Below are 21,894 nucleotides of genomic sequence, written 5' to 3'. Positions count from 1 at the left end.
CCTCGTCTGGTGAGTGCAAACGAGCCCCGCAGCGGATCGACCGACAGATCCTGTTAAAGACCCTCAGTCAGTCAGACGCTGAGTCAGGACGACCGCTGCGGGGCTCACTCACATCATCACTGTCAGACGCGGAAGGGGATGCCCGTCAGCTCCTCGCAGAGCTGCCACAGCTGGGCAGCCTTGCGGCGGTCGTGGGAGGCCGCCGTCGAACCGACGGTGCGCGGGTGCCCGTGCGCCTCCATGAACCCGTCCGGCCCGACGAACGACCCACCCGGCAGGTCGTCGACCGTCGCGGCGTACAACGAGGGCAGCGCCCCCATCGCGGCGGGCTGCGCCACCGTGCTCACCTTGTTGAGCTGCAGCATCACCCGGTCGGGCCAGGCGGACCCGGTGCGTCCCTGCAGGTTGGTGGACGAGTAGCCCGGGTGCGCCGCCATCGAGCGCAGCGGCGAGCGAGCACCCGTCAGCCGCCGCTGCAGCTCGTACGCCAGCATCAGGTCGGCGAGCTTGCTCTGCCCGTAGGCGACCCACGGGTTGTAGCGCCGCCGCTCGAAGTTGGGGTCCGCCAGGTCGATCCGGCCCATGCGGTGCATCAGCGAGGACAGCCACACCACGCGATCCGTCAGGCGCGGCAGCAGCTGAGCGGTCAGCGCGAAGTGCCCCAGCACGTTGGTGCCGAGCTGCGTCTCGAAGCCGTCCTCGGTGCGCGAGAACGGCACGGCCATCAGCCCGGCGTTGTTGATCAGCGTCTCGATGCGCCAGTCGTCGACACCCTCGGCGAACTCGCGCACCGAGGCCAGCGAGGCGAGGTCGAGGTGTCGCACCTCGGCCCCGCCGGGCCCGCTCAGGTCCAGGGAGGCTCGGGCCGCCTCGCCCTTGTCCGTGTCGCGGCAGGCCATGACGACATACGCGCCCTTGTCGACGAGCGCTCGCGTGGTCGCGAGGCCGAGCCCGGAGTTGGCTCCGGTGACGACGAAGACGCGGCCGGTCTGGTCGGGGATGTCCTTGGCGGTCCAGGTGCTCATGGCACCAGTGTGGCTCAGAGGGCCATCTGACCGCGCGCGACCTCCTTGACGATGCCGCCGAGCGAGACCTGGCCGTCGGCGTCGATGTCGAGGTGGATCATCGAGGGGCGCTCGATGTCCTCGCCCTGGTAGACGCGGTAGTGCTGGTCGCGCTCGCCCCGGGACACGAGGACCTCGCCGAGCCGGCCGGCGCCGGACGCCGTCGCCGCGACCTCGAGGACGCCGCCCTGCGGTCCGTAGAACATGCGGGAGGCGACGTCGCCGTCCTCGCGCCAGGCCCAGACGTAGATCTGGGGCTCGACGTGCAGCAGCATGGCGTACTGGTGCAGGAGGCGGGCGTCGATCTTGGACTCGCGCACGTCCTGGGCGGTCGCGAGCTGGAGCACGATGGTCGACCGGGTGAAGGTGACCTTGACGGTGGGATCGACGATCGCGGGGATCTTGCGGCCCACGAGCCCGGCCAGGAAGCGCTTCTCCGTGCGGATCTCCTCGATGACCGAGCTGCGGCCGAGCATCGTCCACCGGTCGCCGGAGTCGATCACGTGGATCAGCTGCTTCCTGCCGGCGAGGTAGACGTCGCCCTCGCCGCCGTCCAGCTCTCGCACGACGTGCGCGGTCGCCATGGACGCGCTGCCGGCGAAGCCCGAGGCGCCCTCGGGCTGGAAGAAGCGGACCGTGGCGTGCCCCTCGTCGTCCTTGCCGGTGATGAACGAGCACTCGGTCCCGAGCTGCCGAGCGGTGCGCTTCATGGTCTCCTCGTCGAGACCGCCGGCGTCGGTGAACACGGCCACCGCGTTGCCGGAGAACAGGTCGTCCGGCGTGGTGAACACGTTGAGGATTCGGTAGTCGGAAGGCATGGGCTCAGGGTATCGGCCCTGCCCGCGCACGTCCTCGGGAGCCCGGGACGAGCCGTTGTGAGACGGGTCGCACCCCCTTCGCCCCCTGTCGGTGCCGTGGTCCACAATCGACGGTATGACGGATCAGAGCCGACCCCTCGCGCCCCAGCCCGACGACCTCACCGGACCGGCGGCGGTCGCTGCCGTCGCGGACGAGGCCGTCGAGGTGGCCCGACGCTGGGAGCGCGCCACCGCCGAGGGCGCGACCCGGTCCGAGCGCGCCACGTCCGACCAGCTGGGCGCCCTGCTGCGCGACGAGACGGGTCTGGACCTGGCGGTGACCTTCGTCGACGAGGTGGCCCGGCCCGAGGATCCCTATGTCGCGGCCAAGGTGCTCTCCACGCTCACGGCCGGGGACGCCGGTGCCTTCCTCGGCCGGGTCGACCGCTCGTTGCTGGGCCTCGGCGCCAAGGTCGCCCGGCTCGCCCCTCCCGTGGTCGTGCCGATCGCCCGCGCTCGGCTGCGCCAGATCGTCGGCCACCTGGTGGTGGACGCCGACGACCCGGCGCTCGCCCGGCACCTCGCCAAGGCCCGCGCCGAGGGCTTCCGGCTCAACGTCAACCTGCTCGGCGAGGCCGTGCTCGGCGAGCACGAGGCCGCGAGCCGGGCCGAGCGCACCCGCCAGATCCTCGCCCGCCCCGACGTCGACTACGTCTCGATCAAGGTGTCCTCCTTGGTCAGCCAGATCTCGACGTGGGACAGCGAGGGCACCGTCGACCGGGTCCTGGACCGCCTGCGCCCGCTCTACCGCACCGCCGTCGCCAAGACTCCGCACGCCTTCGTCAACCTCGACATGGAGGAGTACAAGGACCTCGACCTGACCATGGCGGTCTTCGAGCGGCTGCTGGCCGAGGAGGAGTTCCACGACCTCGAGGCCGGCATCGTCCTGCAGGCCTATCTCCCCGACGCGCTGCCTGCCCTGGAGCGCATGCTCGACCTCGCCCGCCGCCGCCGGGCCGCAGGGCACGCCGGCATCAAGGTCCGCGTCGTCAAGGGCGCCAACCTCGCCATGGAGCAGGTCGAGGCCGAGCTGCACGACTGGGAGCAGGCGCCCTACACCACCAAGGAGGACGTCGACGCCAACTACCTGGCGTTCGTCGAGCGCGCGCTGCGCCCCGACGCCACCGAGGTCATGCGCCTCGGCGTCGCCTCGCACAACCTCTTCGACACCGCCGTCGCCTACCTCCTCGCCCAGCGGCGCGGGTGCCTGGACGCGCTGGACATCGAGATGCTGCAAGGGATGGCGCCCAGCCAGGCTCGCGCGGTCAAGGCCGCCGTGGGGTCGGTCCTGCTCTACACCCCCGTGGTCGCGCCCAAGGACTTCGACGTCGCGGTCAGCTATCTGATCCGGCGCCTCGAGGAGAACGCCCAGAAGCAGAACTTCCTGCACGCAATGTTCTCCGCCGACGGGGACGGCACGGGAGCCTCGCCGAAGGGCCGGCCCGGCGCCGCCGACCGACCGCACGACGCGATGGCCGACCAGGAGCGACGTTTCCGCGAGTCGGTCGCCGCCATGGCGACCACGCCCGTCGGCCCGCGCCGCTGCGCCGAGCGCGCCCGCATCGGGGACCGCTTCGCCAACACCCCCGACTCCGACCCGTCGCTGCCCGCGACCCGTGCCTGGGCCCGGGACGCCCTCGCCGCCGACCCGCACACCTGCACCTCGCCGGTCCTGTCGACCCCGGACGAGGTCGACGCGGTGGTCGCCCGCGCGGTGGCGGCGGCCCCGGGATGGGCCGGGCGGTCGGCATACGACCGGGCGCAGGTGCTGCGTGACGCCGCCCGCGCGCTGGAGGCCCGGCGCGGCGAGCTGATCACGATCATGGCGGCCGAGGGCGGCAAGACCGTCGCCGAGGCCGACCCGGAGATCTCCGAGGCCATCGACTTCGCGCGCTACTACGCCGAGCGCGGGCTGGAGCTCAGGACCGGCGCGAGCGCGCACACCGACGGGTCGCGCTTCACCCCCGACCGGGTCGTGCTGGTCACCCCGCCGTGGAACTTCCCCGTCGCCATCCCCATCGGCGGCGTGCTGGCCGCCCTGGCAGCCGGAGCGGCGGTCGTCATCAAGCCCGCGCACCCCACCCCGGGCTGCGTGGAGGTGGCCGCCGAGGCGCTGTGGGAGGCCGGCGTCCCCCGCGAGGTGCTGCAGGTGGTCCGCACCGACGAGCGCGAGGCCGGCCGCGCCCTGGTCTCGCACCGGGAGGTCGACACCGTGATCCTCACCGGGGCCTCCGAGACGGCCCGCATGTTCGCCGGGTGGCGCACCGAGCACCCCGCCGGGCCCCGCGTCTACGGCGAGACCTCCGGCAAGAACGCCCTGGTCGTGACCCCCGCCGCGGACCTCGACCTCGCCGCCGCCGACCTGGTCCGCAGCGCCTTCGGCCACGCCGGCCAGAAGTGCTCGGCCGCGTCGCTCGGCATCCTCGTCGGCTCGGTGGCGCGGTCGGAGCGCTTCCGGCGCCAGCTCGTCGACGCCGTGCGCTCGCTGCGCGTCGGCTGGCCGCACGACCTCGGCACCACCATGGGCCCGATCATCGAGGTGCCCGAGGACAAGCTGCGCCGAGCGCTCACGACGCTGGAGCCCGGCGAGTCCTGGCTGGTCGAGCCCGAGCAGCTCGACGACTCGGGTCGCCTCTGGTCGCCCGGCCTCAAGGAGGGCGTCCGGCCCGGCTCGTTCTTCCACCTCACCGAGGTGTTCGGCCCGGTCCTCGGCCTGATGACCGCCCGGACGCTCGAGGAGGCGGTCGAGCTGCAGAACGCCACGGCCTTCGGCCTCACCGGCGGGCTGCACAGCCTCGACCCCGACGAGATCGCCTGGTGGACCGAGCACGTCGACGTGGGCAACGCCTATGTCAACCGCCACATCACCGGCGCGATCGTGCAGCGGCAGAGCTTCGGCGGGTGGAAGGACTCCGTGGTCGGCCCCGGCGCCAAGGCCGGCGGTCCCAACTACGTGGCCCTGCTCGGCTCGTGGAGCGAGGACGGGCTGCCGCAGCACGGGGCCGAGCCCTCGCCCCGCGTGCGCCGGCTGGTGGGCCGGCTCGCGCCGCTGGTCGTGGGCGCCGGTGGCGCGGGCGACGCCGGTGACCTGGAGCAGGCCCGCACCTGGCTCGACGCGGCCCTGCGCTCGGACGCGCAGGCGTGGCGCTCCGAGCTCGGCGTGGAGGTCGACGAGACGGGGCTGTCGGTGGAGGCCAACCTCTTCCGCTATCGCCCGCACCCCGAGGTGACCGTCCGGCTCGAGCCCGGCGCCCGCCCGGTCGAGCTGGTCCGCCTGCTGGCGGCCGCCGAGCTCGCCGGGTCGGCCGTGCGCATCAGCGCCGACCCCCAGGCCGCCGGCCCGCTGGAGGCACTGCGCACCGGCGACGGCGAGGCCCGCCAGGCCGCCGACGACCTGGGCGAGCTGCTCACCATCGAGGACCGACCGACCTTCGTCGAGCGGCTGCAGGGGAGCCAGACGTCGGCGCGGGTGCGCGCGGTCGGGCAGGACGGCGAGGTCGCGGACCTGGTCCACGCCCTCGCGGGATCCCCCGTCACGGTGCTCGCCGACCCGGTGCTGGCCAACGGTCGCCGCGAGCTGCTGACCTTCCTGCGCGAGCAGGCGATCAGCCGCACCCTGCACCGGTACGGTCACGTGGCGCCGGACCTCGCCCGATGACGGTCCGCCGCTCCCCGGCCCCCCCGCACCAGCCCGACCCCGCACACGAGGGGAGGGCCGGGCGCAGGAGCCGGTCGTGGGGGTCGCGCCTGGGCGAGGGCTTGGTCCTGTCCGTCACCTTCCTGATCTTTCGGCTGGTGATGGGCTGGCTCGGGCTGTTCGAGCGCGAGCCGTTCCTGGCGAGCGCCTCGGCGGCGCTGCTGTTCGGCGCGTTCTGGGTCGTGGTCGACCTGGCGTGGGACGTCTGGCGGCGCCGGCGGGAGGAGCGCCGGTGACGCGGGGTCGTCCCGTCGTCCGGGCGCTCACCGTCGCTGAGCCGACCGCCGAGGCGCGACCCGCCGCAGGACGACGTCCGCGATCTCGGCCGCGTGCTCGACCGGCAGCCCGTGCCGGGCGCCGCGCAGCACCACCAGCTCGGCCCCGGGTATGCGGCGGGCGAGCAGCTCGCCGTTGCCCAGCGGGTTGACGCGATCGGCATCCCCGTGGACCACGACGGTGGGCGCGGCGATGCGGGGCAGCGAGTCCCACGCGTCGTGGCCGTGGGAGGCGCGATAGTGCAGGCCCCGCTGCGCCGATCGGGTCGTGGTCGCCGCGTCGGCGGACTCGGCGAGCTCGTGGTGCGCCCCGAGCCAGGCGGGGGTGTAGCTCAGCAGGGCCATCTCCATCGGGTCGCACCGCGCGATGGTGGCGTCGACGTCGTCCGCCCGCGGGACCCCGTGCCGGTCCCCCGGCGAGGTGCACAGCAGGGTCAGGCTCGCGACGCGCTCGGGGTGCCGGATCGCGAGCCACTGCGCGATGCGTCCACCCATGGAGTGGCCGACCACGTGCGCCCGCCCCACGCCCAGCCGCTCCAGCACCCAGGCCGCGTCGTCCGCGAAGGATCCCGTGGTCGGCGGGTCCCTCCGGTCCATGTCGTCGCTGTCACCGGTGCCGCGCTGGTCGATCGCGATGGTCTCGACGTCGCCCTCGAGCACCCCGCGCGCCGCGAGCTCGGCGACCAGCACGTCGTAGAGCCGGTGGTCCTGGCTCATGCCCGGCAGCAGCAGCACCGGCGCGCCGCCCTCGACGCCGGACCGCCACACCGCCAGGCGCGAGCCGTCGGCCAGCTCGACCACGTCCTTCGGCATACGGCCCCGTCCTCCCTGGCGACCCGCGAGTGAACGCATGGCGACCGACGACGGCCGCTCCGCCAACCTAGCGCCCCGTGACGAGCGTGGTCGGCTCGGCGTCGGGCTGGGCGCGCACGGTCACGCGCCCGGAGTCCATCTGCCAGACCAGCTCGTGCGGGGCCCCGGTGCCCTTGACGGTCACGCCCTCGCTGGCCCAGCCGACGATCTCGCCCTGCCACTCCTCGGGCACGATGTAGGACGCGCGCGTGCCCGGCTGACCGACGCGGTAGGCCTCGAGCCGCTCGCCGCCGTCGTCGTGGATCGCCACGACGACGAAGCGGCCGTTGGGGCTGGTCGCGAAGCTGTGGGCCGAGCCGTTGCCCGCCGAGGCGAGCACGATGGCCGACCCGTCGCTCGCCACGCTGAGGAGCCGCGCCTGGTTGGGCGGTGCCGAGTCGGTCGTCGAGTCGTGGGACCCCACGAGGGCGACATAGCGGTCCCCGACGCGGGTGCCGGCGATCTTGACGCGGGCGCCGGTGGGGAACCCCACGGGACCGAAGGGGGTGTCGAAGCTCTCGCCCGACGCGGTCCCGCCCGTCGCGGTCGGCGTGCTCGCCGGGGTCGGTGTGCTCGCCGGGGTCGGTGTGCTCGCCGGGCTCGACGTCGACGTGGCCGATGGGACGTCCGTCGGCGACGCCGACGTGGAGCGGGGGGCAGACGGCTCGTCGGAGGTAGCCCCCGGAGTGCTGGTGCGGGGGCTCGGCCCCCCGCCGGACCGGGTGCTGCTGGGCGCGGGCGTCGGGTCGGCGGGCTCCGTCGTGACCTGCGACGTCGGGGGTGTCGCAGGCACGACCTTGTCCTCGGGGTCCTGACCGTCCGAGAGCCGCGGCACGAGGACCGCCGCCCCCACCACCAGCGCGAGCGTCGTGCCCGCACCGGCCATCGCGGTCACGCGACGGCGGCGACGCACGACCTTGCCGCGCTCCACGACCCACTCACCGAGGTCGGGCGAGGGCCGCACGTCGTGGGCGTGCCCCTCCAACGCCCGCCTCACCAGGCGTCCGAGATCGTCATCCCGCATGACCCAACCCCCTCTCCCACACCTCGTCACGGGCAGGCACGACCTTGCGCAGGTTGGCCAGGCCACGTGAGATCTGGCTCTTCACCGTGCCCAGGGAGCACCCCATGACGTCTGCTATCTCCGCCTCCGGGAGGTCCTCGTAGAACCGGAGCACGAGCGCCGTGCGCTGACGCGACCCGAGCGTCTGCAGCAACGCCCACATCCCGTCCCGCTCGTCGATGTCGTGCCGGTCGTCGACGGCCTGGTCCGGTGTCGTCTCCGTTGCGTACTCACGCCGCCCGACCTTGCGCCACACCGAGATGTTGGTGCGCGTCATGGCCGTGCGGGTGTAGGCATCGACGGACCTGTGGTCCGCGATCTTGTGCCACGACAGGTAGACCTTGACCAGAGTGCTCTGGAGCAGGTCCTCCGCCGCGGCGTGATCACCCGTCAGCAGGTACGCGTAGCGGAGCAACGGTCCGGAGCGTGCTGCCACGAAGGCAGTGAACTCCTCGTCGCGCTCGTCCATGGGGCTCCATCCCTCCCCCAAGAGGTGCTGACACCCGAAGGACGCGGGCGCCGCTCCTCAGGTTGCACACCATGGTCACGATCTGCCAACCGTTCCCCTACCTAGGCCGATAGGGGGAGACCGCGTCGGAGTCGGGGGCTACTCTCCCCTCCATGAGCACCGCCGCCAGCGCCCCCTCGGGCGACCGCCGTCCCCTCGTGGTGATGGAGCAGGTCAACAAGCACTTCGGGGACCTGCACGTCCTCCGCGACATCGACCTGACGGTCCACGAGGGTGAGGTCGTCGTCCTGATCGGCCCCTCGGGGTCGGGCAAGTCGACCCTGTGCCGCACGATCAACCGGCTCGAGACCATAGAGTCCGGCTCCATCTCCATCGACGGCCGCCCCCTCCCCGAGGAGGGCAAGGCCCTCGCCCAGCTGCGGTCCGACGTGGGCATGGTCTTCCAGTCGTTCAACCTCTTCGCCCACAAGACGATCCTCGACAACGTCACCCTCGGCCCGACCAAGGTGCGCGGGGTCGGCCGCAAGGACGCCGAGGCCCGGGCCCGCCAGCTCCTGGACCGGGTGGGCGTCGGGCACCAGGCCGACAAGTACCCCGCCCAGCTGTCCGGCGGCCAGCAGCAGCGCGTCGCGATCGCCCGCTCCCTGGCCATGGACCCCAAGGTCATGCTCTTCGACGAGCCGACGTCGGCCCTGGACCCCGAGATGATCAACGAGGTCCTCGACGTCATGACCCAGCTGGCCCGCTCCGGCATGACCATGATCGTCGTCACCCACGAGATGGGCTTCGCCCGCAAGGCCGCGGACCGTGTCGTGTTCATGTCCGACGGGCGAATCGTCGAGCAGGCCACCCCCGAGCAGTTCTTCACCAACCCCCAGTCGGATCGCGCCAAGGACTTCCTCGGCAAGATCCTCACCCACTGAGCCGGCCCGCCGGCCACCACCCGAGGAGATCTCATGACGATCCGTCGCACCACCACCGCCGCGGCAGCCATCGCGCTCGCCGCCACCTCCCTCGCCGCCTGCGGCAGCTCCGGCGACCAGGCCGGCTCCGGCTCGTCCGGCTCCGGCGCCTCCTCCGGCGCCGGCGGGGGGACCGTCAAGGTCGGCATCAAGTTCGACCAGCCCGGCCTCGGCCTCAAGCAGGGCTCGACCTATTCCGGCTTCGACGTGGACCTGGCGACCTACATCGCCAAGGAGATGGGCAAGACCCCCGAGTTCGTCGAGGCCGTCAGCGCCCAGCGCGAGGCCATGCTGCAGGCCGGCAAGGTGTCCTACATCGTCGGCACCTACTCGATCACCGACAAGCGCAAGCAGAAGGTCGACTTCGCCGGCCCCTACTTCGTGGCCGGCCAGGACCTGCTCGTCCGGGCGGACGACACCACGATCACCGGCCCCGACGCTCTCTCCGGCAAGAAGCTCTGCTCGGTCAAGGGCTCCACCTCGGCCACCAAGATCAAGGACCAGTACCCCAACGTCCAGCTCCAGGAGTACGACACCTACTCCAAGTGCGTGGAGGCCCTGTCCAGCGGCTCCATCGACGCGCTGAGCACGGACAACACGATCCTCGCGGGCTACGCCGGCCAGTCGCAGTACCAAGGCAAGCTCAAGGTCGTCGGCAAGACCTTCAGCACCGAGAACTACGGCGTCGGCATCAAGAAGGGCGACACCGCCACCTGCCAGAAGGTCACCGACGCGATCACCAAGTACATCTCGTCCGGCGAGTGGCAGAAGTCGATCGACAAGAACCTCGGCACCGGCGGCTTCAAGGTCGACACCAGCAAGAACCCCCCGAAGCCCGCGGCCTGCGCCTGACCTCGGGCTCGCGTCCTCCCCGCCGCACCCTCCTCGCGGCGGGGAGGCGCCTCGCACGGTGAGCCCGTATGCCGGGGCGCCCCGGCATACGGGCTCACCGCACCCCCGCCGGCCCCCCACCCCCAAGGAGTCCGGATGCAAGAGCTCTTCAGCGAGTTCGACATCCTCGGCGCGTTCTGGATGACCATCAAGCTGACGGTCATGTCCGGCATCGGCGCCCTCGTCATCGGGACGATCCTCGCGATCTTCCGCCTGTCCCCCGTCCCGATGCTGCGCTTCCTCGGATCGCTGTACGTCAACGTCGTCCGCAACACCCCGCTGACGCTGATCGTCGTCTTCTGCTCGCTCGGGCTCGTCGCGCAGCTCAACCTGCGCCTCGCCAGCGCCCAGTCGCCGACCTTCATCAGGGACAACAACGTCAGGTTCGCGGTGGCGGCGCTGTCGATCTACACCGCCGCGTTCGTGTGCGAGGCGCTGCGGTCGGGCGTCAACACCGTGCCCGTCGGCCAGGCGGAGGCGGCCCGTTCCCTCGGCCTGGGCTTCCGCCAGACGCTGACCCAGGTCGTGCTGCCGCAGGCCTTCCGCGCCGCGTTGGTGCCGCTCGGCAACACGCTCATCGCCCTGACCAAGAACACCACGGTCGTGTCCGTCATCGGCGTCGCCGAGATCTCCTACCTGCAGGCCCAGGTCATCGAGGACCGGCCCGACGCGATCATGGCCTTCTTCGTGATCGTCGCGCTGGGCTTCGTGATCCTCACGCTGCCGATGGGGCTGCTCTTCACCCGTCTCGCCACCCGCCTGGAGGTCAAGCGATGAGCTCGGACGCATCCGTCCTGTTCGACGCCCCCGGTCCGCGGACCCGCCGCAACCAGCGCGTCGTCGCCGGGGTCCTCCTGCTGGTCGCCGTCGCGATCGGGGTCTGGGTCCTGATGCAGCTCGGCGCCAAGGGCCAGCTCGCGGCCGCCAAGTGGCGCCCGCTGCTGTGGACGGACGTCTGGTCGGAGTACCTCCTGCCCGGCATCCTCGGCACGCTGCGCGCCGCCGCCATCTCGATCGCGGCCGCGTCGGTGATCGGTCTGCTGCTGGGTGTCGGGCGCCTGTCGGGGATGACCCCCGTCCGTTGGCTGTGCGGGGCGGTCGTGGAGGTCTTTCGTGCGATCCCGGTGCTCGTGATGATGCTCGGGTCGTACGCCCTCTACGTCGACCGCGGGATGTTCCCCGGCTACGAGTCCCTCGCGGGCGTGGTCACCGGGCTCACGCTCTACAACGGCTCCGTCATCGCCGAGCTGGTCCGCTCCGGCGTCAACAACCTCCCCAAGGGCCAGGCCGAGGCGGGGCTTTCGATCGGCCTGCGCCCCGGCCAGGTGATGCGCTCCGTGCAGCTCCCCCAGGCCCTCACCGCCATGCTCCCGTCGCTGGTCAGCCAGCTGGTCGTGGTGCTCAAGGACACGGCGCTGGGCTACGTCATCCTCTACGAGGAGCTGTTGCGCAAGGCCGACCAGATCGGCTCCTGGCAGGGCAACGTCGTGCCGGCGCTGATCTTCGTGGCGGTCCTCTACATCGTGATGAACTACGCCCTCACCACGCTGGCCGGCCTCATCGAGCGCCGGATGCGTCACCGCGGTCACACGGCGGCGCTCCCGGCCACGCCGAGCGCCGCCGAGGGTCAGCCGGCCGCTCCCTAGCCCTCCCACCCCCGCCGACTGGTCACTTCCCGGCGCGCGACGCCGTCGGGAAGTGACCAGTCGGCGAGGGGGTGGTGGGGGCCGTGACCGGCACGATGCACCAGGGCAGCAGGTGCTGCACGATCGGCCCGATGCCCACGGCATACAGCACGGTCCCGAGGCCCACGCCGCCGCCGAGCAGCCAGCCGACGGCGAGGACGGTGACCTCCAGCGAGGTGCGCACGAGCCGCAGCGACAGGCCCGTGCGGTGCGCGATGCCGGTCATCAGGCCGTCCCGCGGGCCAGGCCCGAGCTGCGCCCCGATGTAGAGCGCGCCTGCCAGCCCGTTGAGCACGATCCCGGCCACGAGGAGAACCGCGCGCACCCACAGGGACGACGGCGCGTCGAGCCAGCTCAGCGTCCAGTCGGTGGCGACGCCGATCCAGACCGCGTTGGCCACCGTGCCGAGACCCGGCCACTGCCGCAGCGGTATCCACGCCAGCAGCACGGCCACGCCCACGACGATGACGGTGACCCCGATCGACATCGGCAGGTGCAGGGCAACCCCGACGTGGAAGACGTCCCACGGGTCCAGGCCGAGGGCTGCGCGGATGATCATGCTCATCGACACGCCGTAGAGCGTGAGCCCCACCATCAGCTGCGTGATCCGTCGCGGCAGGCGGCCGGCACGCAGCTGCTGCACCGGGGTCATCGGCTGGAGGGTGCGGGTGGGGCGCGTCATACGACCATCATCACCGACGACTGGATTGGTCGGACATGGCCACTGGAGCGTTGGCGGACCGTATGCCGCCCCGCCGCCTCTCGGTGCCCGTGACCACCTGCACACCCTCGTGACCGCGGCCCTGCCCGGCTGGGAGGCCCAGGTGCCCCGCGGCGGCCTGAGCCTGTGGTGACGCCTGCCCCGACCGCGGTCGTCCGCGCTGGTCACGGCCGCCGCCCGGCGCGGGGTGCGGCTGGCACCCGGGCGGGCTAGAGCGCGAGCACCTCGATCTCGTAGCGCAGCGTGTGCGTGTCCCCCGGCGCGAGGGTGATCTCGTCCGCCAGCACGTTGCCGCCCTCCACGCACAACATCCCCGGCCACTCGTCGTCTCCCATGTCGGCGAGGCCGGCGGCCTTGTCCGCCCAGGGGTTCCACACGACCGTGCTCGCCGACCCGGACGTCGTCACGCGCAGCCGACGCCCGAGCACCGGGTCGACGACGGTGACCGGGCACGCCGAGCGATAGACCCGGTCGGTCTCGCCCCGCAGCGTCACCGGCCCCTCCTGGCGGTGGGTGCGGCCCTGGTCGGTCTTGTCGACGTAGGACGCCCGGTCCAGGCCGTCGAGCCGCACCTGGCGCACGTCACCCACCACCAGATAGGCGTGCAGGGCCTCCTCGTAGGTCTCCTCCTGCGACCCTACGTTGGTCACGCGCAGCGCGAGCTCGAGGCGGCGGCCGGCGCGGACGTCATACGTCGCGCGGAGCGCACCCAGGGTGAGGGAGAGCTGCGCCCGCCCCTCCTCGATCCCGACCGGCTCCCAGGGTGTCGTGCGCGCGGGGCCGTGCGAGGGCTTGCGGTCGCCGGAGCGGCCGGGGCCGAACCACGGGAAGCAGATGGGCACCCCGCCCCGGATGGCCGTCCCCTCCTGGAGGAAGGTGTCATGGCTGACCCACAGGACCGGCTGCTCGCCGACGGGGGTCCAGGTCACCAGGTGCGCCCCCTGCTCGTGGATCGCAGCGGTCGCCTCGGGGCCGGAGATGTCGTGGGGTGCGGGGAGAGTGCCCATGACCAGACCGTATGGCGTGCCCGCGGCCGACGTCACCCGGGGTGGCCGCTTCCGGTGCAGCCCGGGTCAGGCCGGCTCGACGTCGCGCGTGGCACGCACGAACCGGCTCTGCGACAGCCCGGCCGCGACCAGCTGGGCACGAGCAGGGCCGGCGACGACGCGCAGGTCCGCCGAGGTGGCGAGGTGCTTGGTCACGACGCCGGCCACCGCCAGGACCGCCGCGGGCCCGAGGTAGCCCACCCCCGACAGGTCGAGGACGTGGGGACGGGTCGGCTGCGGCAGGCCGGCCAGCTCGTCCCGCAGCTGCGGGACGGCCTCTGCGGCGCCGGCCGCGTCGAGATCCCCGGCCACGGCGACCACGGGGATGGCGAGTTGATGCCCCACCTCCACGGACGGGGCAACGCGCTCGGCCGACCACGCCGGGGCCGCCTCGCCCTGGGGGACCTCCAGCAGCGGGGCGCACCGCGGGTCCAGCAGCACCGACAGGAGTCGGTCCAGGTGGGTCGGGTCGCCGGCTCGCGCGCTCGCGCCCTCGACCAGGCGGGCAGCGAGGGTGCGCACGCGCGTGTTGGTGCGCTGGGAGTACCACCCGAGCAGGGAGAAGGCCTCGTCCGCGGTGATGCCGTAGGCCAGGACGAGGACGCCCTTGGCCTGCTCGATGAGCGCGCGGGCCTCGACGACCTCGTCGAGCTGGTCCGTCATCTCCTCGGCGACCGCCCTCTGCACCATCGGCCCCACGTCGAGCAGGTAGCCGGACGCCCCGACGAGGGAGCCGTCGTCGTCGTAGGAGCCGAGCCCCACGGCCAGCACGTCCCGCTCCTGGCCGTCGTGCCGGACGAGCCGGCGGCGGTGGGCGAACGCCTCGCCGCGGCGGAGCGCCTCGGAGGCCGCCACCGCGAGGTCGGCGTCCGCGGGGTCGAGGTGGGTCAGGAACAGGTCCAGGCCGTCGGGGCCCTGACCGGGCTCGAGTCCGTGCAGGGCGTACAGCTCCGGGGACAGCGACCACTCCAGGTCCTGGGGACCGCGCACCTCGACCTGCCACGACGCGGGGAGGATCGTGGGCCTGTCGTCACTCATGTCGTTCACGTCGCTCCAGAGCCGTGGGACGCGCACCGAGACGGCGCAGGATCTGTCGCTAGGGCTGAACGACGCGCTGGCCCGGGAGCACCCGGGGCCAGCCGACGCATTTTAAGCCCTGCACGGCTGCCCTCCCAACTGCGGCTGCTCCTCTCGGCGCTGCTCCGCGTGACGGGTGACCCACCGTGCCAGAGTGACGGTGCGAGCTGCCTCCGTCGGAGGCGGGTGGCGACGTGGAGGTGGATCCTTGCGGACCCCAGCGACCGACCGGACCCGGGTCGCCGCCCTGACCTGTGCGGTGGTCCTGCTCGTCGTGGTGGCAGCGCATGCGTTCGTCGGCTGGGCGCGGCACCGTGGCCCCGGGCAGCCGCCGGCCATCAACCCCACCGTGGTGGTCCTCGGCCTCGTCACCGCCTTGCTGCTCGCCGGGTGGGCCCTCGTGGGCCGGGCCCGGGACCGCGTCACCGACCGCATCCGCGCCCACCACCCCGAGCGCCGGGTGGTGCTGGAGACGGCCGACCTGCCGTCGGGCACCGGTGCGGAGACGGGCGCTGAGGTTGCGGCCGGGGCTGGCGCGGCGGCATGGGACGACCCGCTGACCGCGGCTGCGTGGCGAGGCGCCTGTCGGCGGCGCCTGGTCCCCCCGCTCGTCCTCGCGCTGGCGGCCCTGGTGCTCCTGCTGGTCACGGGCCTGATGTCGCGTATGGCGAGCGCAGAGCTGCACGACCGCGGGGTCCGCACGCCGGCGCAGGTGACGGCCTCGGGGTGGACCTACACCGGGCTCGGTCACTCCCCGTGGGTCCGGGTGACCCACGTGGAGGGCGGCCGGACCTATGCCTCGGTCGTGCACGGCGTGGATCCGCAGGTGGTGCCGGTGGGCACGCAGCTGACGGTGGTCGTCGACCCGGACGACCCCGAGACGGTGGGCGCGGTCGACGACCCCGCCCCGTCCGCCGTCACGCAGTGGTGGCAGAACCTCCTGCGTCTCGCGCTGGTGGTGGGTCTCGGCTGGGCCGGGGTGGCCGGGGCACGCATGCTCGCGTGGCGATCGGCGCTGCGGAGCGGGCCGTGGCAGCCGTGGCGCCTGCTGTCGGCCGCGCCCGCGGGGCGGGGCGTCGTGCTGGCGCTGCAGGACCGGGCCGGGGACGTCCCGGTCGTCGCCCGGTCCGGCGGGGTGCCCGGGGGCGGGGTGCCCGCCGACCTGCGCGGCGCCGCGGGGACCGACGAGGTGGGCGTGCTCCCGGGACCGCGTCATCACCTGTTGCTGGGCCGGCGCCTGCTCCTCGCCACGTCCTCCGGGGTCGTCGAGGCGGTCCTCCCACGCACCGTCGCCGAGGCGTCGCGCCTGGCCCGTTGAGGGGGGTGGCGCGTCAGCGCTCGAGCACCGCCACGAGGAAGTCGCTGCCCTGACGGAACGCCCTCAGGTCCCACGACGACAGCAGCACCGACTCCGTGAGGCCCGCCACGCGCGTGTCCATCCGGAACGCCCCGAAGTCGTAGCCACGGCCTGCCCCGAACCCCACGACCAGGCGTCCACCCTCGGCCAGGTGCGACCCCATCCGGCGCAGCACCTCCACCCGGGTGCTCGCCGCGAGGAAGGTCATGACGTTGCCGCCGCACACCACGACGTCGAAGCCCTCGGGGATCCCCGCCGCAGCCAGGTCGAGCTCGGCCAGGTCGCCGACCAGCCAGGTCGGACCGGGGTGATCGGCCTCGGCGGCGGCGATCAGCACCGGGTCCACGTCGACGCCGACGACCGTGTGGCCGAGGTCGTGCAGGAAGCCGCCCACGCGGCCGGGTCCGCACCCGGCGTCGAGAATCCGCGAGCCGCGTCCGACCATGGCGTCGACCATGCGCGCCTCCCCTGCCAGGTCACGCCCCTCGCGCGCCATACGACGGAACCGCTCGACGTAGCGCTCGGAGTGGGTGGGGTCGGCGGCGACGATCTGCTCCCAGTCGCTGGGCACGCGGGTCACGGGGGCTCCTCGGGTGGGGTGTGTCAGACCGCGAGTCTAGAGTGTGCGAGGACCACCGCACCCGAGCGAGAGGAGTGGACATGGCCGATCAGGGCCCTGCGCCGTTCGTGACCGACATCGAGCGAGCGACGCTCGACAACACCATGTTTCGCGACACCTTGTGGACCGGGCAGCACCTGCAGCTGACCGTGATGGCGATCCCGCCGGGAGGCGAGATCGGCCTGGAGATGCACGACGACACCGACCAGTTCCTGCGCGTCGAGGCCGGCCGGGGCCGCGTGATGATGGGCAGGGCGAGCAACGACCTGCAGTTCCAGGAGGTCGTGTCGGACGACGACATCGTGATGGTTCCCGCCGGCTCCTGGCACAACGTCGTCAACATCGGCGACACGGTGCTCAAGGTCTACTCGCTCTACGGCCCGCCGGACCACGTGCACGGCACCCGCCACGCGACCAAGCAGGACGCCGACGAGGACCCCAACGAGCAGGACTGAACCCGGCTCGCGGCGCCGACCTGCTCGAATGCCGCAGCCGGGCGCCTCGGGGGCCGGTGTCAGCGGCGGGCCGCCGCCAGGCGAGCCCGTCCGCGGGCCAGGGCGGCCTCGACCGGGCTCCCGCCGGCGGCATCCTCGAGCAGGTCGGTCACGCGGGGCCCGATGGCGTCGACCGCCTCGGTGAGCTGCTGGTCGGTCCACGCCTGCGCGCGGGCGTGCTCGTGGATCACTCCCCCGGCGTTGGCGACGAAGTCCGGGACGAAGGTGATCCCCCGCTGCGCCAGGGCCCGTTCGCACGAGGGGTCGTCGAGGACGTCGTTGGCGGCGCCGGCGACGACCCGGCAGCGCAGCAGCGGGATCACGTCCGCCGTCACGACCCGCGCGACGGCCGAGGGGGCGAGCACATCGCACTCGCAGGTCACGACCTCGGCGACGCCCACGACCTCGCCGCCGCACTCCGCGGCGACCGACGCCGCGCGCTCGGCGTCCACGTCGGCCACGAGCACCCGCGCCCCGTCACGGGCCGCCAGCCGGGCGAGCTCGCCGCCGACGTTGCCGACGCCCTGGACCGCCACCGTGAGTCCGTCCAGGGTGGGCGCGCCGCACGCGTGCCGGACCCCGGCGCGCATCGCGACGTAGGCCCCGCGCGCCGTCCACGGAGAGGGGTCGGCGTCCGCGCAGTAGACGCGCGCCCCGCGGGAACGGATGACCTCCATGTCGGCCAGCGTCGTGCCCATGTCCACGCCGGGGATGTAGAGCCCGTGCGTGCGGGCCACCGCGTCCCCGAACGCCTCGAACACCGCTCGGCGGGCGGCGTCGTCGCGTGGCGCCCCGTCCGCCAGGATCACGGACTTGGCCCCGCCGTAGGGCAGCTCGGCGAGCGCGTGCTTGTAGGTCATGGCCCGCGCGAGACGCTGCGCCTCCTGGACCGCCGCCTCGGTGGACGGGTAGGGGCGCCAGCGCACCCCGCCGAACCCCGGCCCGAGCGTCGTGTCGTCGATCGCGATGACCGCCCTCAGGCCGGTCGTCCGGTCGGCATAGGTGATGACCTGCTCGCTGGCCCAGGGGTCGATCGCGCTCATGCCCCGACTCTGCCACCTGCACGGCCCGCCACCAACGCCCGAGTGGTCACCTCCCGACGTCGGGAGGTGACCACTCGGGCGTTGGGGCCTGGGCGAGGCGGCGGCCCCGTCAGTCGTCCGTGCGCGTGGACCCGTCGGCGTGACGGGCGTGCTCGGCATAATCCTGCAGGTTGACCTGCGGGGTGGGCTGCAGCCGGTCGGCCGGGTTGACGGGGCTCGGGACGTGGCCGGGGCGCACCTCGGTGGCGTGCGGGTCGTCGTCCAGCGTGGCGTAATCGAACGGCCGGTCGCCGGACAGCACCGCACGCGCCTGCTCGTGGTCGAGGGTGCCGGTCCAGCGACCGATGACCAGGGTGGCCACCGCGTTGCCGGCGAAGTTGGTGACGGCGCGTGCCTCGGACATGAACCGGTCGATGCCGACGATGATGCCGACGCCGTCCAGCAGCTCGGGGCGGTGCGCCTGCAGGCCTCCGGCGAGGGTGGCCAGGCCGGCACCGGTGACGCCGGCGGCGCCCTTGGACGCGATGATCATGAAGACCAGCAGACCGATCTGCTCGCCCATGCTCATGGGCTTGCCCATCGCATCGGCGATGAAGATCGACGCCATGGTCAGGTAGATCGCGGTGCCGTCGAGGTTGAACGAGTAGCCGGTCGGGACGACGACGCCCACCGTGGAGCGGTCCACGCCGGCGTGGGTCATCTTGGCCATGAGGTGCGGCAGCGCCGACTCCGAGGACGACGTCGCCACGATGAGCAGGAACTCCCGCCCGAGGTACTTCAGCAGCGTGAGGATGTTGATCCGCGCGACCAGCCACAGCACGGAGCCGAGGACGACCACCACGAAGAGCAGGCAGGTGAGGTAGAAGCCGAACATCAGCTTGAGCATCTCGCCGACGGCCTTGGGGCCAGAGGTGCCGACCACCGCGGCGATGGCGCCGAAGGCACCGATCGGGGCGAGCCACAGCACCATCGTCAGGATGCGGAAGACGACCTTCTGCAGCACCGCGACCGCGGCGAGTGCCGGCTCCCCGGCACGCCCCATCTTTTGGATCGCGAAGCCCACGAGCAGCGCGACGAACAGGGTCTGCAGCACGGACCCGGAGATGAGCGAGCTGAACAGCGTCTCGGGGATGATCCCCTGGACGAACTCGACGGTGCCGCCGCCGTGCTCGGCCTGCTCGGCGTACTTCTTGCCGGCGCCCGCGACGACCTTGATCCCGTGCCCCGGCTGCAGAAGGTTGCCCACGACCAGGCCGATCGCGAGGGCGAAGGTCGACATGGTCAGGAAGTAGGCGAGGGCCATGGAACCCGCCTTGCCCACCGTCGCGGCGGCCCGGACCGAGCCGATGCCGAGGACGATGGTGCAGAAGATGACGGGGCTGATCATCATCTTGATCAGGCTGACGAACGAGTCACCGACCCACTTCCAGCCCTTGGCCGCGTCCGGGGCGAGCATCCCGAAGGCGATGCCCCCGAGCACCGCGATGATGACCGCGATGTATGCGGCCAGGCGGGACGGCATACGACTCAGAAGTCTGACCGTCACCTGATCGATATGGGCGGTGGCACAGTGTCGGCATGAGATCCCTGTGCGTCTTCTGCGGCTCCTCCCCCGGCCGGTCCCCGTCGTATGCCGCCGCGGTGGCCTCCCTCGGGGCCGCCCTGGCCGCGCGCGGCACCCGCGTGGTGTACGGCGGGGCGCGGGTGGGCACCATGGGCGTGCTCGCGGAGGCCACCCTGGCGGCGGGCGGTGAGGTGGTCGGCGTCATCCCGCAGCACCTCATGGACGACGAGGTCGGCCACGACGGGCTGACCGAGCTGCACGTCGTGGGCTCGATGCACGAGCGCAAGGCGCTGATGGCCGACCTGGCGGACGGGTTCGTGGCCCTGCCGGGCGGGATGGGCACGCTCGACGAGCTCGCCGAGATCCTGACGTGGGCGCAGCTCGGGCTGCACCGCAAGCCGGTGGGTGCGCTCGACGTCGACGGCTACTGGCAGCCGCTGCTCGCCTTCCTGGACCACGCGCGCGACGAGGAGTTCCTGCGTCCGGCGCACCGCGAGCTGCTGATCGCCCGCCCGACGGTGGACGCCCTGCTGGACGCGTTGGAGGCGCACGCGCCGGCCGACGGGGACGCGCCCGACGCGTGGGTGGACCGCTGACACCGCCCCGCCCCTCCAGACGACCCGAACTGAGCCCCCAGCCCCCAGCCCGCCGCCCACGCCCGCACGACCGAGCAGTGCCCCTCACCCTCCGGGATCGGGGGTGTCTGCTCCAGGGACGGTGGACGAGACACGCACGATCCCGGGGGCACGAGGCGAGGGAGCGGTCAGGGGGCGAGGGACGCCATGACTTCGGCGGCGGGCAGCTCCTGCGCGGCCTGCCAGCCGGCCCCCGCCCACAGCGACACGCCCTGCGGATCGCCACCGGCCGCAGCAGCGGCGCGAAGGGGCTTGGTCAGCTGGTCGACCTGCGGAAACACCGCGGGCGCATCGCCGTCGTGCGCCTCGACGAAGGCGTTGCGCAGCCCCCGAGCGGGACGCCCGGAGAAGGCCCGGGTCACCACGGCCGAGGCTCCCGGCAGGCGCAGCCCCGTCCGGTGCGCCGCCGACGTGCCCGCCTCGGGCGTGAGGAGCAGCGCCGTGCCGACCTGGACGCCCACGGCGCCCGCCCCCATTAGCCGCCGCACGTCCCCCGCCGTGGCCACCCCGCCGGCGGCGACGCAGGTCACGCCGAGATCGCTCACCGCCGGCAGGAGCCCCAGCGCGTCGAGACGGTTGGGCTCGTCCTCGACCCGGTGCGTCGAGCGGTGCCCACCTGCGTCGAAGCCCTGCACCACGAGCACGTCCACACCGAGCGCGGCAACGTGGGCCGCCTCGTCCTCGCTGGTGACGGTGACCCACACCTCGCTGCCGGCCTCCTGCAGGGCTCCCACGACCTCCGGCGACGGAAGCCCGAAGGTGAACGACACGATCGCCACCGGCTCGGCGAGGGTGAGCAGGGCGATCTTGTCGTCATACGCGTCAGTGTCGGACCAGTCCGGCTCGGGGAGGGTGACGCCCAGCCGCTCGGCATCCGCCTGCAGGGTCGCACGATAGGCCTCGACGGCCGCCGACCCGAGGGCCCCCACTGACCCCGAGGGCACGAAGACGTTGACCCCGAACGGTCGGTCGCCCACGAGGTCGTGGGTCTCGGCGATCTGCTCGGCGACCTGCGCCGGAGACCTGTAGCCGGCGGCGAGGAGGCCCGTGCCGCCTGCCGCGCAGCAGGCCGCGACGAGTGCGGGGGTCGAGGGGCCACCCGCCATGGGAGCGCCGACGAGCGGGAGGTCGAGGGTCTCGATCAGGCTCATGCATCCAGCCTGGCAGACCGGCCCTCACCTCGCCGACTGGTCACTTCCGTGCGTCCCCCTCGGTCGTACGGAAGTGACCACTCGGCGGTGGTGTGGGGCGAGGATCAGTCCTCGGGCATCAGGACCATCAGGGCGAGGTAGATCAGCACCTGCGACCCGGGGATGATCAGCGACGCGATGAAGACGAGGCGCACGATGTTGGCGTCGATGCCCAGCTTGCGCCCGATGCCGGCGCACACGCCCATGGCGACGCGTCCGCTGCGGGGGCGGGTGAGGCCGTTGCGGCGCATGGTGGCGTAGATCGAGTTCACGTGGGTCCTCCTCGGTAGTGGCTGTGGCACCAGCCTGGTAGACCTCGGTGGGCGCCGCCAT

The 21,894-nt window shown here is 72.8% G+C and carries 22 protein-coding genes; 9 read left to right on the top strand and 13 right to left on the bottom strand.

Annotation, left to right across the window (positions count from 1 at the left end; all coding sequences use genetic code 11):
* Positions 1-122: 122 nt before the first annotated feature.
* Positions 123-1,025, bottom strand: a complete 903-nt coding sequence (locus GGG17_RS01570) for an oxidoreductase (RefSeq protein ID WP_154592046.1) — start codon at positions 1,023-1,025, stop codon at positions 123-125.
* Positions 1,026-1,039: 14 nt separating this feature from the next.
* A complete protein-coding gene (locus GGG17_RS01565) occupies positions 1,040-1,882 on the bottom strand; it encodes a PhzF family protein (protein WP_154592045.1) in 843 nt (280 codons plus the stop codon).
* Between the two features lie 115 nt (positions 1,883-1,997).
* Between GGG17_RS01565 and GGG17_RS01560 the strand changes: the two genes are divergently transcribed.
* Both GGG17_RS01560 and GGG17_RS01555 read left to right on the top strand, forming a co-directional pair.
* A complete protein-coding gene (locus GGG17_RS01560; protein ID WP_154592044.1) occupies positions 1,998-5,579 on the top strand; it encodes a proline dehydrogenase family protein in 3,582 nt (1,193 codons plus the stop codon).
* Positions 5,580-5,680: 101 nt separating this feature from the next.
* Positions 5,681-5,854, top strand: a complete 174-nt coding sequence (locus GGG17_RS01555) for a hypothetical protein (RefSeq protein WP_154592043.1) — start codon at positions 5,681-5,683, stop codon at positions 5,852-5,854.
* A 27-nt stretch (positions 5,855-5,881) separates the two neighbouring features.
* Here the strand turns inward: GGG17_RS01555 and GGG17_RS01550 are convergent, their stop codons facing one another.
* From GGG17_RS01550 to GGG17_RS01540, 3 genes are all read right to left on the bottom strand, one after another.
* Positions 5,882-6,706, bottom strand: coding sequence for an alpha/beta fold hydrolase (locus tag GGG17_RS01550; protein WP_195849077.1), 825 nt, complete (start codon positions 6,704-6,706; stop codon positions 5,882-5,884).
* 67 nt (positions 6,707-6,773) lie between these two features.
* Positions 6,774-7,769 carry a hypothetical protein gene (locus GGG17_RS01545; protein ID WP_154592041.1) on the bottom strand — a complete coding sequence of 332 codons (996 nt, stop codon included), beginning with the start codon at positions 7,767-7,769 and terminating at the stop codon, positions 6,774-6,776.
* Positions 7,759-8,277 (bottom strand): SigE family RNA polymerase sigma factor, encoded by a 519-nt coding sequence (locus tag GGG17_RS01540; protein ID WP_154592040.1) that lies wholly within the window; start codon positions 8,275-8,277, stop codon positions 7,759-7,761. Before GGG17_RS01540 ends, GGG17_RS01545 begins: the two co-directional genes overlap by 11 nt.
* A gap of 203 nt (positions 8,278-8,480) precedes the next feature.
* Here GGG17_RS01540 and GGG17_RS01535 point away from each other — a divergent pair, with 203 nt between their 5' ends.
* From GGG17_RS01535 to GGG17_RS01520, 4 genes are all read left to right on the top strand, one after another.
* Positions 8,481-9,200, top strand: coding sequence for an amino acid ABC transporter ATP-binding protein (locus tag GGG17_RS01535; protein WP_375804490.1), 720 nt, complete (start codon positions 8,481-8,483; stop codon positions 9,198-9,200).
* A 33-nt stretch (positions 9,201-9,233) separates the two neighbouring features.
* On the top strand, positions 9,234-10,091 hold the full coding sequence (locus GGG17_RS01530; RefSeq protein WP_154592038.1) for a glutamate ABC transporter substrate-binding protein: 858 nt from the start codon (positions 9,234-9,236) through the stop codon (positions 10,089-10,091).
* A gap of 135 nt (positions 10,092-10,226) precedes the next feature.
* Positions 10,227-10,907: an amino acid ABC transporter permease gene (locus GGG17_RS01525; protein ID WP_154592037.1), complete on the top strand. Its 681-nt coding sequence runs from the start codon at positions 10,227-10,229 to the stop codon at positions 10,905-10,907.
* Positions 10,904-11,776 (top strand): amino acid ABC transporter permease, encoded by an 873-nt coding sequence (locus GGG17_RS01520; RefSeq protein WP_154592036.1) that lies wholly within the window; start codon positions 10,904-10,906, stop codon positions 11,774-11,776. The genes GGG17_RS01525 and GGG17_RS01520 overlap by 4 nt, the downstream gene beginning before the upstream one ends.
* 22 nt (positions 11,777-11,798) lie before the next feature.
* On the opposite strand, the gene yczE is transcribed toward GGG17_RS01520, so the two are convergent.
* From yczE to GGG17_RS01505, 3 genes are all read right to left on the bottom strand, one after another.
* Positions 11,799-12,497, bottom strand: a complete 699-nt coding sequence (gene yczE, locus GGG17_RS01515; protein WP_230082570.1) for a membrane protein YczE — start codon at positions 12,495-12,497, stop codon at positions 11,799-11,801.
* A gap of 248 nt (positions 12,498-12,745) precedes the next feature.
* Positions 12,746-13,543: a D-hexose-6-phosphate mutarotase gene (locus GGG17_RS01510; RefSeq protein ID WP_154592035.1), complete on the bottom strand. Its 798-nt coding sequence runs from the start codon at positions 13,541-13,543 to the stop codon at positions 12,746-12,748.
* A gap of 66 nt (positions 13,544-13,609) precedes the next feature.
* On the bottom strand, positions 13,610-14,620 hold the full coding sequence (locus GGG17_RS01505; protein WP_154592034.1) for an ANTAR domain-containing protein: 1,011 nt from the start codon (positions 14,618-14,620) through the stop codon (positions 13,610-13,612).
* 247 nt (positions 14,621-14,867) lie between these two features.
* Between GGG17_RS01505 and GGG17_RS01500 the strand changes: the two genes are divergently transcribed.
* Positions 14,868-15,977, top strand: a complete 1,110-nt coding sequence (locus GGG17_RS01500) for a DUF3592 domain-containing protein (RefSeq protein ID WP_154592033.1) — start codon at positions 14,868-14,870, stop codon at positions 15,975-15,977.
* A 13-nt stretch (positions 15,978-15,990) separates the two neighbouring features.
* Here the strand turns inward: GGG17_RS01500 and GGG17_RS01495 are convergent, their stop codons facing one another.
* A complete protein-coding gene (locus tag GGG17_RS01495; RefSeq protein WP_311966341.1) occupies positions 15,991-16,596 on the bottom strand; it encodes a class I SAM-dependent methyltransferase in 606 nt (201 codons plus the stop codon).
* 80 nt (positions 16,597-16,676) lie between these two features.
* Between GGG17_RS01495 and GGG17_RS01490 the strand changes: the two genes are divergently transcribed.
* On the top strand, positions 16,677-17,090 hold the full coding sequence (locus GGG17_RS01490) for a cupin domain-containing protein (RefSeq protein WP_154592032.1): 414 nt from the start codon (positions 16,677-16,679) through the stop codon (positions 17,088-17,090).
* A 59-nt stretch (positions 17,091-17,149) separates the two neighbouring features.
* Here GGG17_RS01490 and GGG17_RS01485 read toward each other — a convergent pair whose 3' ends face one another.
* Both GGG17_RS01485 and GGG17_RS01480 read right to left on the bottom strand, forming a co-directional pair.
* Positions 17,150-18,172 carry a Glu/Leu/Phe/Val dehydrogenase dimerization domain-containing protein gene (locus GGG17_RS01485; RefSeq protein WP_154592031.1) on the bottom strand — a complete coding sequence of 341 codons (1,023 nt, stop codon included), beginning with the start codon at positions 18,170-18,172 and terminating at the stop codon, positions 17,150-17,152.
* A 109-nt stretch (positions 18,173-18,281) separates the two neighbouring features.
* Positions 18,282-19,694, bottom strand: coding sequence for a cation:dicarboxylate symporter family transporter (locus GGG17_RS01480; RefSeq protein WP_154592030.1), 1,413 nt, complete (start codon positions 19,692-19,694; stop codon positions 18,282-18,284).
* A 56-nt stretch (positions 19,695-19,750) separates the two neighbouring features.
* Here GGG17_RS01480 and GGG17_RS01475 point away from each other — a divergent pair, with 56 nt between their 5' ends.
* Positions 19,751-20,332 carry an LOG family protein gene (locus tag GGG17_RS01475; protein WP_154592029.1) on the top strand — a complete coding sequence of 194 codons (582 nt, stop codon included), beginning with the start codon at positions 19,751-19,753 and terminating at the stop codon, positions 20,330-20,332.
* 167 nt (positions 20,333-20,499) lie between these two features.
* Here GGG17_RS01475 and GGG17_RS01470 read toward each other — a convergent pair whose 3' ends face one another.
* Together GGG17_RS01470 and GGG17_RS01465 are read right to left on the bottom strand one after the other, a co-directional pair.
* On the bottom strand, positions 20,500-21,522 hold the full coding sequence (locus GGG17_RS01470) for an NAD(P)H-dependent flavin oxidoreductase (protein WP_154592028.1): 1,023 nt from the start codon (positions 21,520-21,522) through the stop codon (positions 20,500-20,502).
* A 104-nt stretch (positions 21,523-21,626) separates the two neighbouring features.
* On the bottom strand, positions 21,627-21,833 hold the full coding sequence (locus GGG17_RS01465; protein ID WP_288797533.1) for a PspC domain-containing protein: 207 nt from the start codon (positions 21,831-21,833) through the stop codon (positions 21,627-21,629).
* Positions 21,834-21,894 lie beyond the last annotated feature (61 nt).

The organism is Arsenicicoccus cauae (assembly GCF_009707125.1).
In the GTDB taxonomy this organism is placed as follows: Bacteria; Actinomycetota; Actinomycetes; order Actinomycetales; family Dermatophilaceae; genus Arsenicicoccus; species Arsenicicoccus cauae.
This window is presented reverse-complemented; position numbering and strand designations above follow the sequence as displayed.

Coding starts and splice junctions, on each gene's coding strand:
- GGG17_RS01560 (WP_154592044.1), top strand. CDS start 1,998: ATGACGGATCAGAGCCGACCCCTCGCGCCCCAGCCCGACGACCTCACC.
- GGG17_RS01550 (WP_195849077.1), bottom strand. CDS start 6,706: ATGCCGAAGGACGTGGTCGAGCTGGCCGACGGCTCGCGCCTGGCGGTG.
- GGG17_RS01525 (WP_154592037.1), top strand. CDS start 10,227: ATGCAAGAGCTCTTCAGCGAGTTCGACATCCTCGGCGCGTTCTGGATG.
- GGG17_RS01570 (WP_154592046.1), bottom strand. CDS start 1,025: ATGAGCACCTGGACCGCCAAGGACATCCCCGACCAGACCGGCCGCGTC.
- GGG17_RS01480 (WP_154592030.1), bottom strand. CDS start 19,694: ATGCCGTCCCGCCTGGCCGCATACATCGCGGTCATCATCGCGGTGCTC.
- GGG17_RS01475 (WP_154592029.1), top strand. CDS start 19,751: ATGAGATCCCTGTGCGTCTTCTGCGGCTCCTCCCCCGGCCGGTCCCCG.
- GGG17_RS01520 (WP_154592036.1), top strand. CDS start 10,904: ATGAGCTCGGACGCATCCGTCCTGTTCGACGCCCCCGGTCCGCGGACC.
- GGG17_RS01530 (WP_154592038.1), top strand. CDS start 9,234: ATGACGATCCGTCGCACCACCACCGCCGCGGCAGCCATCGCGCTCGCC.
- GGG17_RS01485 (WP_154592031.1), bottom strand. CDS start 18,172: ATGAGCGCGATCGACCCCTGGGCCAGCGAGCAGGTCATCACCTATGCC.
- GGG17_RS01510 (WP_154592035.1), bottom strand. CDS start 13,543: ATGGGCACTCTCCCCGCACCCCACGACATCTCCGGCCCCGAGGCGACC.
- yczE (WP_230082570.1), bottom strand. CDS start 12,497: ATGACGCGCCCCACCCGCACCCTCCAGCCGATGACCCCGGTGCAGCAG.
- GGG17_RS01490 (WP_154592032.1), top strand. CDS start 16,677: ATGGCCGATCAGGGCCCTGCGCCGTTCGTGACCGACATCGAGCGAGCG.
- GGG17_RS01470 (WP_154592028.1), bottom strand. CDS start 21,522: ATGAGCCTGATCGAGACCCTCGACCTCCCGCTCGTCGGCGCTCCCATG.
- GGG17_RS01505 (WP_154592034.1), bottom strand. CDS start 14,620: ATGAGTGACGACAGGCCCACGATCCTCCCCGCGTCGTGGCAGGTCGAG.
- GGG17_RS01540 (WP_154592040.1), bottom strand. CDS start 8,277: ATGGACGAGCGCGACGAGGAGTTCACTGCCTTCGTGGCAGCACGCTCC.
- GGG17_RS01565 (WP_154592045.1), bottom strand. CDS start 1,882: ATGCCTTCCGACTACCGAATCCTCAACGTGTTCACCACGCCGGACGAC.
- GGG17_RS01545 (WP_154592041.1), bottom strand. CDS start 7,769: ATGCGGGATGACGATCTCGGACGCCTGGTGAGGCGGGCGTTGGAGGGG.
- GGG17_RS01535 (WP_375804490.1), top strand. CDS start 8,481: ATGGAGCAGGTCAACAAGCACTTCGGGGACCTGCACGTCCTCCGCGAC.